The organism is Chitinophagaceae bacterium (genome assembly GCA_016717285.1).
In the GTDB taxonomy this organism is placed as follows: Bacteria; Bacteroidota; Bacteroidia; order Chitinophagales; family UBA10324; genus JACCZZ01.
This window is the reverse complement of sequence record JADKFU010000005.1, coordinates 2,231,640-2,246,035: the sequence shown is the minus strand read 5'-3', so window position 1 is coordinate 2,246,035 and position 14,396 is coordinate 2,231,640. Positions and strand designations below refer to the sequence as shown.

5 protein-coding genes are annotated in these 14,396 nt (G+C 42.2%); 1 reads left to right on the top strand and 4 read right to left on the bottom strand.

The window, feature by feature from the left end:
* Window positions 1-113: 113 nt before the first annotated feature.
* Together IPO83_18840 and IPO83_18835 are read right to left on the bottom strand one after the other, a co-directional pair.
* Window positions 114-533, bottom strand: a complete 420-nt coding sequence (locus IPO83_18840) for a GxxExxY protein (protein ID MBK9733314.1) — start codon at window positions 531-533, stop codon at window positions 114-116.
* A gap of 757 nt (window positions 534-1,290) precedes the next feature.
* On the bottom strand, window positions 1,291-2,805 hold the full coding sequence (locus tag IPO83_18835; protein MBK9733313.1) for an alanine:cation symporter family protein: 1,515 nt from the start codon (window positions 2,803-2,805) through the stop codon (window positions 1,291-1,293).
* 808 nt (window positions 2,806-3,613) lie between these two features.
* Here IPO83_18835 and IPO83_18830 point away from each other — a divergent pair.
* Complete coding sequence (locus IPO83_18830) at window positions 3,614-12,250, top strand: cyclic beta 1-2 glucan synthetase (protein ID MBK9733312.1); 8,637 nt, start codon at window positions 3,614-3,616, stop codon at window positions 12,248-12,250.
* 338 nt (window positions 12,251-12,588) lie between these two features.
* On the opposite strand, the gene IPO83_18825 is transcribed toward IPO83_18830, so the two are convergent.
* Together IPO83_18825 and IPO83_18820 are read right to left on the bottom strand one after the other, a co-directional pair.
* Window positions 12,589-13,344 carry a hypothetical protein gene (locus IPO83_18825; GenBank protein ID MBK9733311.1) on the bottom strand — a complete coding sequence of 252 codons (756 nt, stop codon included), beginning with the start codon at window positions 13,342-13,344 and terminating at the stop codon, window positions 12,589-12,591.
* A gap of 11 nt (window positions 13,345-13,355) precedes the next feature.
* Window positions 13,356-14,246: an alpha/beta hydrolase gene (locus IPO83_18820; protein MBK9733310.1), complete on the bottom strand. Its 891-nt coding sequence runs from the start codon at window positions 14,244-14,246 to the stop codon at window positions 13,356-13,358.
* Window positions 14,247-14,396 lie beyond the last annotated feature (150 nt).

The following is a 14,396-nucleotide window of genomic DNA, read 5'->3' as shown; positions in this document are numbered from 1 at the left end:
AACCCATGTTTTGATTTGTATCGATAGGATTAATTTTGAAGCTCCAATATTTCAGTAGTGTCCCGTGATGTTGTAGTCTGATTTTCATAGTTATAATTCCAGGATTAAGATGTTTAGGATTTGATGATTTTAGGATTGTTTTTGATGTAGTCTTTATTGTCGGGGTGATTGACGTTATACACCCTCTTAAATTCAAGACTTTTCGCTCCAAAATTTATCAGTAATCCTATTGGTAAATTATATGCCTGGCAGTAATTCATTGCTTGTGCCAAATGAACTTCTTCCAATTTTATCAATGCCTTTAGTTCTACCATTATTTTTTCTTCAACAAAAAAATCAACCCTTCGGGTGCCAATATCAATACCTTCATAATAAATGAACATTTCCATTTCACGCTGAAAGCCCAAGCCTTGTTTTTTCATTTCAATTGCCATTGCCCGCTGGTAAATAACTTCCCGAAATCCGTTTCCTAAAGTGCTATGAACTTTCATAGCACAGCCAATAATTTTATGGGTTACTTCTTCGTGCTTCATACCTTTTCTTTTTTATCTGGATTTTGATTTTTAGGGTTGCTTTTGATGTAGTCTTTATTGTCGGAGTGATTGACGTTGCCCGTTTTGAAATCCACTGACTAAAGTGCTATTATTCATAGCACAGCCAGAAATGTTATGAGTTAATTCTTCATGGTTCATACTTTTTCTTTTTTTGGCTGTATTGAGTTTTTTAGGGATTTGATGATTTTAGGATTTCTTTTTCGACTTAATCCTATCATCGTTAAATCCATCAAATCCTAATTCAGACAATTTGACCGTAAAACATTTCAGGATGACCGGAATACGTTATTGAAATTTTTCAAGCTTTCATAAAATGCCTTAAAAGTGATAAGTAAGTCATCTAATAATTAGAAGCCTCAAAGTTGGTGACGTTAAAATATTTTGCAATACTCAAAAAGGATGATTTTATAACATAGAAGAAGTACCAATATTATTAAGGCTTAGTAAAAGAATGATTAGACTGTACTTGCTCCATCACTCAAAAGAAGGGAGAGGCACTCGCTTCGATATAATTAAATACTCAATAGCGCCAATCTCTTATTTACACCGAAGGAAGGTCTTCATCTAAAGTTGTGGAGCGGAGGTGTCGGGACATGACCGGAATTCAAATCCAATCATCAATTCATTTTTTCATCGCTATACAATATCACTCAGGAAGGAAAAAATGGTGTGAGGAGAATTTGCTGACGATCCATCATTAACATAAAATCAATAATTATCCGGAAGGCAATATGAGTTATCTTCCATATTCTTTCTCCCAGAAATCAGCATCACGAATCTCCAGTGCAGTGGGATTGAAAACAGGATCTTTGCCTGCTTTCTTTTGGAGTTCATAATCTTTAAATGCTTTGAGCGCCGGTTTTTGTAAGATGATTATGGCCAGCACATTCAGCCAGGCCATAATGCCAACACCCATGTCGCCAAGATCCCATGCAATAGTTGCTGCTCTTATACAGCCCAGGAATACCGAACCCATGATCGCTATTTTCAACACGAGCATCAACAATGGTCCGCCGCGTTTTTGAGTCAGGTAAGCTACATTCGTTTCTGCGATATAATAATAAGCCAGCAGTGTAGTGAAAGCAAAAAAGAACAAAGCCACCGCTACAAAATAACTGCCGGTGCCAACAAAATCCGGATGAAAAGTTTCTTGTCCCTGGCTAAATGCTTTATCAATCGCTGCCTGTGTATAGGTCGGACTTCCATCCATATGCTTAACGCCATTTTGTTCGTAGTAAATGCCATTGTCAACGATCAGTGCATCGCCCGGGCCCTTTACATTGTAGGTGCCTGTAATCAGGATCATGAAAGCAGTGGCGGAACAGACAAACAACGTATCGATATAAACCGAAAAGGCCTGCACCAAACCTTGCTTCGCAGGATGTGTAACCTCGGCAGCAGCGGCAGGATGAGCACCTGTGCCTTGTCCTGCTTCATTGCTATATACGCCACGTTTTACGCCAATGGTGATCATGGAACCAACAATGCCGCCGAAAGTTGCCTGGAGTCCAAAAGCACTTGAAAAGATCAAAGCAAAAACTCCCGGAATTTTATGGTAGTTCATTACCAGTATTATAATTGCCACACCGATATAAGTGATGGCCATGAATGGAACAACGAATTGTGCTACGTTGGCGATCATTTTTATGCCGCCAAAGATGATGAGTCCTAACAACATGGCCAGCAAAATGCCGGTGTATATATATTCAATACCGAAAGCACTGTTCATAGCTGCGGCAATGCTGTTCGATTGCACACCCGGCAGCAGGAAGCCACAGGCAAGTATGGTTGAAACAGCAAACACGATGGCATAAATTTTACCGAGTGGTTTATTCCTGAAACCACTTTCAATGTAGTACGCCGGCCCTCCGCGGTATTCATTGTTTTCTTTTCGCTTATAAATTTGTCCGAGCGTGGACTCAACAAATGCGGAGCCCGAACCCAGGAATGCGACGGCCCACATCCAGAATACTGCACCCGGACCACCAATGAAGATCGCTGTTGCCACGCCGGCAATATTACCCGTTCCAACACGACCGGACAGTGAGACAGACAGCGCCTGAAAAGAGGAAATGCCGGCAGCAGAGGCATTGCCCTGGAACATCAGCTTTACCATTTCTTTCAACATGCGCACCTGAAAAAACCGCATCCTGATTGAAAAATAAATGCCGGTGAGGAGTAATAAATAAATCAGGGCGTTGCTCCAGATTACTGCATTAATGGAATGTACAATTTCCTCAAAATTAACCATGCTGGATATGCTTTGATGGTCAATATAGGAATATATTACATAGTGTCGCGTGAACCAACATCTGACATTCTTTTATTTATAGATTGTTCGGAAGAAATGCGGGATTTGTTTTCTTCGCCTTGAAAACGACTTGATAAATCATAATTCATGGTAAGGTATCTCCATCATTTTTTACGCTGAAGCATATTGTGTTTTCAGATTTTTGAAGAGTGGTAGTTGTTCTCAGCAAAATTCAAAACTAATTCCTCCAATCAATGTAATCAACAGTATGCAGTAGATTGCTGTGAGCATTCTGTATGTTTTTCCTGGTGATGTTTTTTGATTTCGTAAAGTCATTATGATCAATTGGAATTTTTTTTGCAAAAGTAGTTTCAGGAATTTAACGTTTCGAAAGCAGAGGGATCATCGGTAGTAATAAAATGTTATGTTTATGAGGAGCCGTTTATTAATGTTAACGCAAGGAATAGCTATGTAAAAATGTAATTACACAATGATAAAAGTAAAACCGGGAAGCTAAATACAATCTCTTCAATCAGTCTTCTGGATAATTAATTGCAGTTATCCAAATTGAGCAACCATTTCCCCAATGGGTGGTTTCCCGGCATTCTTATAATTTTTTTTAACTGGAAAATTTAATAGCTTGAAAATGGACCAGGAAAACCAAACGGCCAGCGACGAGGTTGCATAATGATAAGTGATGGATGACTAATTTTTTTATCTACAAAACAGACAGGATCACAACGTGAAGAGTACAGCCATTCAGGATTTCTTTTCGCAGATACGGATTTCTTTTCTTGGAGAAAACCTCATGAAAAAATATGCAAATGAGAAATCTCCTTTGCGTGCTGAATTATTCAGCACTGAACAGATGGACCAATATGCTAAATCGCTGGCTGAGGGACATACGCTTAGCAGCGGGTCATCGCCGGAGCAACTGCTCAAACGACTCGCAGAGAATGAAGACATGCTGCTCGAAGTTCATAATCTGCTCACCGCATCTGCAAAGGAAAATAGTCTTATTGAACCTGCCGGTGAATGGCTGCTGGATAATTTTTATCTTATTGAGGAACAGGTTTACACGGGTAAAAAACATTTACCCAAAGGTTATAGCGAGACCCTGCCACGACTTTCAAAAGGACCTTCTGCAGATTTTCCCCGCGTTTATGACATCGCCCTGGAAATTATATCGCACAGTGATGGACGCGTCGATTTAAAAAGCTTGCTGAGTTTTGTCTTGGCATATCAAACCGTAACTTCTTTAAAGCTGGGAGAATTGTGGGCCATCCCGATCATGCTTCGTCTTGCACTGATCGAAAATCTTCGTCGTCTTGCAGCGCAGTTAGCGATGGACAGAATCCATAAAAACCTGGCTGATTATTGGGCTGACCTGATGACGGAAACTGCTGAAAAGGATCCGAAAAGCCTGATCGTGATTACTGCGGACATGGCGCGATCAGAACCTCCCATGGCCAGTTCGTTTGTTGCAGAGCTAACCCGCCGTTTATTGGGCAAAGGTCCTGCGCTAACGCTTCCGCTTACCTGGATCGAACAACGCCTTGCAGAGAATGGTAACACCAGCAATGAATTGGTTCACCTTGAAAATCAGAAGCAGGCAGCCGACCAGGTTTCTATGAGTAACAGCATCGGCAGCCTGCGATTTCTGAATAGCACCGATTGGCGTGAATTCGTAGAAACCACGAGTGTAGTAGAACAGAAGCTCCGTGAAGATCCGCAAGGTATTTATTCAAAAATGGATTTTCACACACGTGACCATTATCGACACATAGTAGAGAAGATTTCCAAATACAGCAATTTCTCTGAGCAGCAAGTGGCAGCTACTGCTATTCAGCTTGCTGCAGAAAATGCGCAGCAAAATGGAATGGACCAGGTGGCCAGCCATGTGGGCTATTATCTTGTCGGTAAAGGTGTAGCGCAGTTAGAAAAAATGGCTGGCGCGAAATGGCCCCGCATCGAAAACTTCAGAAAGTTTGTAGGGAAATTTCCACTCTTATTATATAGCGGCAGCAGCATTCTTATTACATTGATGCTAACCATTGCATTGACTGCAAAAGGATATGGTGAAGGATTTAATATTCCATGGCTGATTGCTATTGCATGCGTATCACTGATAGCGACGAGTCACCTGGCTGTTACATTTATAAACTGGCTGGTAACATTACTGATCCATCCGCATTTTCTTTCCCGCATGGATTATTCTTCGGGAATAGATCCTGAATCCCGCACGCTGGTGGCTGTTCCTTCCATGTTAACCAGTGTTGCTGATGTAGAGAATCTGATTGAAACGATGGAAGTAAGATTCCTTGCCAACAGGGATGAAAATCTTCATTTCGCTTTACTTACTGATTTTGCTGATGCAAAAACGGAATCACTTCCTGAGGATAAGCCCTTGCTCGAACTGGCGGAGCAAAAAATAATAGCGCTTAATAAAAAATATCAACGGGAGAAGAATGATACATTTTTTCTCTTTCACCGTCCGCGTCGTTGGAACGCTATCGAAAAAAAGTGGATGGGTTATGAACGCAAGCGTGGAAAACTGAGTGAGCTGAATGGATTGTTGCGCGGCAGGGGACGGGAATCTTTTTTACTCATAGTAGGAGAATCGGAAATATTCCCTAAAATAAAATATGTTATTACGCTCGATTCGGATACTCAGTTGCCACGTGAAACTGCATGGAAAATCATTGCCACCATTTCTCATCCGCTGAATCAGGCTATATACAATCCTGCTAAAGGAAGAGTAACTGATGGCTATGGTATTCTTCAGCCAAGGTTAGCAACCAGCTTGCCACGTGCACACAGTTCATTATTTGCAAAGATGCATGGCAATGAGCCGGGCATTGATCCATACACAAGAGCGGTTTCCAATGTATACCAGGATTTATTGCAGGAAGGGTCTTTTATTGGAAAAGGAATTTACGAGGTTGACATTTTTGAAGAAGCACTGAACAACCGCTTTCCTGAAAATCGCATACTAAGTCATGATTTACTGGAAGGATGTTATACGCGGTCGGGATTAATCAGTGATGTGCAGTTGTATGAAGAATATCCTTCCGGTTACCTCGCAGACATGAAACGCCGTCACCGCTGGGTTCGTGGTGACTGGCAGATTGCACGATGGCTTTTTCGCCGTGTTCCGGGTATTGGCAAGCGCACTCAGAAAAATCCGCTCTCTTCATTATCGCGCTGGAAAATTTTCGATAATCTTCGCAGAAGCCTGGTTGCGCCCGCTTTATTTTTTCTGCTCTTGTTTGGATGGATGATTTCTGATGCACCGTGGTTCTGGACCATCAGCATAATCGGAATTATTATTACTACTACTTTGCTCATGTTCATCTGGAGCATCTATAAAAAACCGGTGGATGTGCTTTTGCGGCAGCATGTCACAAATACAATCCGGAATGTGATCAATGATTTTATACAGCATGTGTTTATGTTTATATGCCTGCCTTACGAGGCATATATAAGTCTCCACGCTATTCTGCTGACTGCCTGGCGAATGATTTTCACCCGTAGAAAATTATTGGAGTGGAATCCATCTGCAAACGTAGCAATCAATAACCAATGGCTGCTGTCATCTTATTTTACTATGTGGTTTGCTCCGGTAATCAGTGCAGGCGTATTTGTTTATTTGTCTGCATATGCTCCACTCTCATTAGTGATTGCGGGTCCTGTGTTGCTTTTGTGGATCGCATCTCCGTTTGTAGCATGGTGGATCAGTCGTTCACGCGACGAACGAAAAGAAAATTTAACGGCGCATCAAACCATCTTCCTTCAAAGGATGGCCAGAAAAACATGGGCGTTTTTTGAAAATTTTGTTGGACAGGAAGACAACTGGCTGCCACCTGATAATTACCAGGAGCATCTTATTTCGCGGATTGCGCATCGTACTTCTCCCACCAATATGGGACTTTCACTGTTGGCTAATCTTTCTGCATACGACTTCGGTTATCTCACTTCCGAACAATTAATTCACCGCACTAACAATGCAATCACTACCATGCAGCATCTTGAACGTTATCATGGTCATTTTTTTAATTGGTATGATACACGCACACTAATGCCCTTACCGCCGAAATATGTTTCGACGGTGGATAGCGGAAACCTCGCGGGAATGCTGCTGACATTGAAGCAGGGAATTCTTTCTTTAGCCAATCAAAAAATATGCAGCGAAAGATTATTCGAAGGTCTTCGGGATACTGCCGGTGTTCTTGCAGAAAAAGTAAAAGATAACGAACTGCTGAAAGAACTGCAGGAAGAAATAGAAACCTTATGCCTATTTCCTCCTTCAACACTGGAAGCGGCTAAGATTTCAATAGATCACTTTTCAAAACTCACAGTGGAAATAGTGCAAACATTCGGCGCTTCTTCGCTGAGTGAAATACAATGGTGGGTTAATGCGCTCGATGCTCAATGTCAAAGTGCCTTGCAGGAATTTGTGACGCTGGCTCCATGGTTGGTACTTCAACCTGCTCCTCTAAAATTCACTGCACTGTATAGCGAAATCCCTGCAAACCCTACGTTGTCTGAAGTAGCACAGATGAGCATCAACCTGACTCCCAAAATCAACTTGGTGCAAGAGGGAGAAAATACAACTGAAGAAAAGGAATGGCTGGAGACACTCGCGAAACAGATCGTTGTTGCTGCCGGAAGGGCAAAGGAAAGATTAATGATAATAGAAAGACTCAGTCAGGAATGTGATGAGCTTTCAGATATGGAGTATGATTTCCTGTTTGATAAAACGAAGCATTTACTTTCCATCGGTTATAATGCGGATGAACACCGGCGCGATGCGGGGTTCTACGATTTGCTGGGTTCTGAATCGCGCATAGGAGTTTTTGTGGCTATTGCGCAGGGTAAGATTCCACAGGAAGGCTGGTTTGCATTGGGCAGACAACTCTCTAATCCCGGAACAGACCCTGTGTTAATGTCGTGGAGTGGTTCCATGTTCGAATACCTGATGCCAATGCTGATTATGCCGAATTATGAAAACACGTTGCTGGATCAAACGTGCAGAGCTGTTGTGCAGCGGCAAATTGAATACGGTAAAAAAAGAGAATCCGTATGGGGAATTTCTGAATCAGGCTACAACATGGTGGATGCGCACCTGAATTATCAGTATCGTGCATTTGGTGTTCCCGGTCTTGGCCTTAAGCGTGGACTGGGTGAAGACTTCGTGATAGCACCTTATGCTACAGTGATGGCGCTCATGATTGCACCACAGGCCGCGTGCAAAAATCTTGAAGAACTTGTTGAGCAGGGCTTCGAAGGAAGATATGGTTTTTTTGAAGCGATAGATTATACACCTGCACGATTACCAAGAGGTCAATCTTTTGCAGTGATCAGATCTTACATGGCGCATCACGAAGGAATGAGCTTATTAGCATTAGCGTATTACCTGCTCAACCAACCGATGCAAAAAAGATTTGAGTCAGAGCCGCAGCTTCAGTCTACATTATTGTTGCTGCAGGAAAGAGTTCCGCAGGTTACGAGTTTCTACCTGCCAGCAGTGGCAGTTGCTGATATAGCGCCCGTTTCAGCAACCGATACAGAAATGCGCGTGATCAATACGCCCCATACACCAATTCCCGAAATACAATTATTATCGAATGGTAATTATCATGTGATGATTACAAATTCCGGAGGTGGTTACAGCCGTTGGAAAGATGTTGCGTTGACGCGTTGGCGCGAAGATACTACCTGCGACAATTGGGGAACCTTTTGTTTCATCCGTGACCTGGAGAGCGGTGTATTTTGGTCGTCTGCACATCAGCCTGCATTGAAACCTGCAGATCATTATGAAGTTATTTTTTCTCAGGGTCGTGCAGAATTCCGACGACGTGATAACAACCTGGAAACGCACACTGAAATTGTAGTATCTCCGGAAGATGACGTGGAAATACGGCGTGTACATATTACCAATCATTCCCGGAAAAGCAGGTCAATAGAAATTACGAGCTATGCAGAAGTGGTGCTGAATACTGCAATGGCAGATGCGATACATCCTGCATTCAATAACCTGTTTGTTCAAACTGAGATCATTGATTCCCGGCAAGCCATTTTGTGTACGCGTCGTCCGCGTTCCATTCATGAACAACCTCCCTGGATATTTCACCTCATGAAAGTTCATGAAGGAAAAGTGCAGAACGTTTCGTATGAAACCAACAGAGATCAATTTATCGGTCGTGGAAATACTATTTCTGATCCCAGGGTAATGCACCATTCAGATCCGCTTACAGCAAGCCAGGGCTCTGTGCTTGATCCTATTGTATCTATTCAATACAGGATTACGCTGAATCCGTTGGAATCGGTTGCTATGGATATGGTGTATGGTATCGGTGCAACACGCGAAGTGTGTTCAGGCCTGATAGATAAATACCAGGACCGTCACCTGATAGACCGCGCCTTTGAATTGGCGTGGACACATAGCCAGGTGGTGTTGCGGCAGATTAATGCTACCGAATCCGATTCACAATTGTATGGCAGACTTGCAAGTTCTGTGATTTTTGTAAATCCTTCGGTCAGAACAGATGTGGCCACCATTATGAGAAATCAACGTGGTCAGTCAGGGTTGTGGAGTTATGCTGTTTCCGGCGACTTACCCATTGTTTTGTTACAGATTGAAGACAGTGCCAACATTGGATTGGTGAAACAGTTGGTGCAGGCGCATGCTTACTGGCGATTCAAAGGGTTAGTAGTTGATCTCGTTATCTGGAATGAAGACCATGGTGGTTACCGTCAGACCTTGCAAAATCAAATGCTGGCCCTAATTAATCCGGGCATTGCGAATGATCTCCAGGATAAGCCCGGTGGTATTTTTATCAGGTCATCAGATCAGATTTCCAATGAAGACCGTATTTTATTTCAAACAGTAGCGCGTGTTGTAATTGCAGATAAATGGGGCACGCTGGAAGGGCAAATGAATCGCAGGAGTCCATTGAAAGGAATGGTGCCTGCGTTTACTCCACTTAAGTTTTATCCAAGCGTGGATAAATCCATTCCACTACCTGATGATTTGAATTTCTTCAATGGAACAGGCGGTTTTTCTCCGGAAGGAAAAGAATATGTGATCATCACCGACCAGGCAAAAAGGACACCTGCTCCATGGGTAAATGTTATTGCCAATCAAAATTTCGGAACGGTAATTTCAGAAAGCGGTCAGTCTTATACATGGATTGAAAATGCACATGAGCTTCGGCTCACTCCGTGGAATAACGATCCTGTTACTGATGCATCAGGTGAAGCATTTTATTTACGTGATGAAGAAAGCGCGCGTTACTGGTCGCCGGCGCCACTTCCTTCGAGAGGAAAATCAGCTTACATCACCCGACATGGTTTTGGATACAGTCTGTTTGAGCATATCGAAGATGGAATTCATTCCGAGATGTGTGTTTACGTTGACCTGAAAGACGCAGTAAAATTCACAGTCATAAAAACGCGCAATCTTTCAGGCAGGCCACGCCGGCTTTCACTTACTGGTTATGTGGAATGGGTGCTTGGTGACATGCGACCAAAAACCAACATGTTTATTATTACTGAACTGGATTTAACCAGTGGTGCCATTTTCGCCAGGAATTCTTACAATACAGAATTCGGTAATCGTGTGGCCTTCTTTGATACGAATGAAACCGTAAAAACTATTACTACCGATCGTACTGAATTTATCGGTCGCAACGGCAAGCTGAAAAATCCTGATGCAATGAACCGCGCACGGCTTTCAGGAAAAACAGGCGCTGCGCTTGATGCATGCGCTGCCATACAGGTTAGTTTCGATCTTGCAAATGATGAGCAACGCGAAAGTGTTTTTCTTTTAGGAACTGGTCATAATACGAATGCAGCGAGTAACCTCGTCCGGCAATTTCGTGGAAGAGTTGCAGCCCGCGAAGCATTGGATCGTGTTAAGAAATATTGGGCGAAAGCTTTGACAACTATACAGGTTGAAACTCCGGACGCAGCTTTAAATTACCTCACCAATGGTTGGCTCAATTACCAAACACTTGCCTGTCGTCTTTGGGCACGCAGCGGATTTTATCAGTCAGGAGGTGCATTCGGTTTCCGCGATCAACTGCAGGATGTATTATCTGTGATGCATACCGAACCTCTGCTTGCCCGTGATCAGATATTGTTGTGCGCTTCACGCCAGTTTAAAGAAGGCGATGTACAACATTGGTGGCATCCTCCAACAGGCAGAGGCGTACGCACACGATGTTCGGATGATTATCTGTGGCTGCCTTTTGTAACGAGCCGTTATGTAATCACCACGGGAGATGCTGCTGTGTTGAATGAACAGGTGAATTTTCTTGATGGACGAATACTGAATGCCGGTGAAGAATCTTATTATGATCTTCCATTGCGTCATGACCAGTCATCAAACTTATATGAGCATTGTGTGAAGGCAATAGAATACGGTCTGCGATTCGGAACGCACGGTTTGCCGCTGATGGGCTCAGGCGACTGGAATGACGGAATGGATAAAATAGGTGAGGAGGGTAAAGGCGAAAGTATTTGGCTGGGCTTTTTTCTGTATGATGTGCTGAAACGATTTGCAGAGATTGCGGTAATGCGCGGAGATCTAAGCTTTGCGGAGCATTGTAAGATTCGGGAAGAAGAGTTGAAGAAAAATATAGAGGCGCATGGCTGGGATGGCTCCTGGTATCGGCGAGCTTATTTCGATGACGGAACTCCACTTGGTTCTTCTGAAAATGCGGAGTGCCAGATTGATTCTATTGTTCAAAGCTGGTCAGTGCTTTCGGGAGCGGGAGAACTTGCACGTTCAAAAATGGGCATGGACGAAGCCGATAAGCGGTTGGTGAGAAAGGAAGATAAAATCATTCAGTTGTTTGATCCACCTTTTGACAAGTCAGATTTAAATCCGGGATATATAAAAGGGTATGTGCCCGGTGTTCGTGAAAATGGAGGACAGTACACGCATGCTGCCGTTTGGATGATCATGGCTTTTGCAGCATTAGGCGACAAGAAAAAAACATGGGAATTATTAAAGATGATCAACCCCGTCAATCATGGAAGCACGCCTCATGAAATTGAAATTTATAAAACCGAGCCTTATGTTATTGCTGCAGATGTGTATGCTGTTTCGCAACATACAGGTCGTGGTGGTTGGACGTGGTACACAGGATCCGCAGGATGGATGTATCAGCTTATTATAGAATCATTTTTCGGAATCAGACGTGAGGGAACTTCCTTGAAATTTAATCCTTGCCTTCCACCGGATTGGGAAGATGTGAAAGTGAATTACAGATACATGGATACGCTTTATGTAATTCATTTCTCGAATGATCCGATGCAAAATGAAAAAATAAATATTTCGGAAGATGGTGTGGAGTTAAAAGGTGATTCGATTTCGCTGGTAAATGATGAGAAGCAACATGAAGTAAGTGTAATAACCGGAAATGATATTCCTCAATAAAAAAACATACATAGAATTTAGAATCAGTTTTGAAATCAATTATTTTTTTTACAATGCTCTTTGGAACGCCCTTCGGCTGCGCTCAGGGTTCGGCTTTGCCAGAAGCGCACCCTGAGCGCAGCCGAAGGGTAAGCGATGTAACAATTAAATTGATTGATTTCAAAACAACTTCTTAGAACTCTGCAGTTTGATTGCATCATTTTAAAAATTCTATGCCTTATAAGTCAGATTATAAAGCCGGGCTAAAGAGTGGAGATTCTGAGAAGCATGCAATATTGATAGCTAAAAATCTTGCTTTGTTAACGGCGGTAATACTCCTGACCACAAAACTCCGATGTTCAATTTCCGCAATTACAGTCCTTAGCATATTGATAGTTATTATGAACTTTTAGTTTATTGTCCGTCTTTGGATAATCCTTGTCTACGGAGGAGATCGTCAATTTATTTTGAATGAGATCGTAGGTCGCTATTTTTATTTTATTGTCCTGTATTTCATCCTCATTAACAATTGCAAAATATTTTTGGTCTTCGAAATACCAGTCACCAAGATAAGGTTCAATCGTGTCAGAAAACAGAATAAGTTTTTTATTTAAGTCATAAATGGTCAGTCCGGAAAGGTCAGAGTCGTAGCTTGAAAACAGATAATGGTTGTCCTTAGAAACATAAAAAATGCCACCCATTTTTTCTGTTACCTTACCTGTTGTGTCAATGATGAAGATTCTGCCGTCATAATCCCCGAATTTTGAAATAATAAAACAGTCTTTGCTTGGCTGAGTGTCCGAAATGAATAATCCTGAACAACCACCAACGGATTCAATTGATTTAAAAAACTGTTCAGTTATGATTTTGTCGCCTTGTTTTACGGTCAACCAACCACGACAATAAAAATCTGAAGGAGAGTTTGTCTTGTTGTTAAGGAGTTTTGCTTGCCGGATTTCAATTTTAAATTTAGAAAATTTCGAAGTGTCAAGTTTGATTTGATATTTGTCTGTCGCATAGTCAGAACTCTTAAATGGCTCATAATTATCCGGCGTCTGTCCAAAGCAAGATGTTGCTGTCAGAAAACTTATAAGTAAAATGGTCGCATTTTTCAAGTCTTATTGCTCTATTTTGTTATCGGTTCATTAAGAAACTTATTAATCATTGAAACGGTAGCAGCAATTAAAGTGCTGTCCTGTGATGTTGTTAGTTCTCCGATATACTCACCATGCATGCCAGGAATAATAGCAACCCGTGAGTTTGGAAGTAAACGGTGCATTTCACCTGCATGTTCAATAGTTGAAACATCTCTGTCGCCCATGATGATGAAGGCGGGTGCTTTGATGGCTTTCATTTGCTCTTCTGAAATGTCAGAAAAAGATTGCATCCTTGTCACATCCCGCTCATACATCCGGTGCAGCGCATCCGTGTCAGGATTTATTTTCAGAAAGGCATCCTTGTAAGGTTGAGGCATGCCTTCAAAAGTTGGATTAGACATCATTTCCCAGAACCAGTCCGGAGCACCTGCTTTCTTATAAAATGTGGATGCTATAATAATCTTGTTTGTCATTTCAGGATGACGGATGGCAAACTGAAGTGTTGTACTGGCTCCGTTGCTAAAACCAAAAATGTCGGCCTTGTCAATCTTGAGTTGCTTTAATAATTCAGCAATGTCGTCGGCATCCTGCACAAAGCTCAATGGTCTGTCAATATCTGCAGTGTGTCCATGCGCCTGCATCTCGACAGCAATTACTTTATGATTTTTCGCGAAGGCGTGTAACACTCTTCCGAATGTTGTGTAAATTGTAGAACCTCCGCCATGAATTAAAACCAACGGTGTGCCTGTTCCGTGAATTTCATAATACATTTTCAGGCCGTTCACCGAAGCGTAGCCGATTGTGCTGTCTGATTTAGTTTCGTGGCTGGTTAAAATTGGATTCATTGTTTTATTGCCGGCGTCTTTACAGCTTGAAATTATTAAAGCTATCAGCACTATTAGAGTGATTGCCCTTGTCATTTGTTAAAGTTATGTTTTTGCAGAAGTCCGTACAAAAAATGCCCAATGTGATTTGAACATAACGGTTAATGCATCATAACACTATCTACAATGTTTGTTGCCACAACTGCCTGAAAAATGACCGTTTAATAATCCAAATCTACCGTTTGG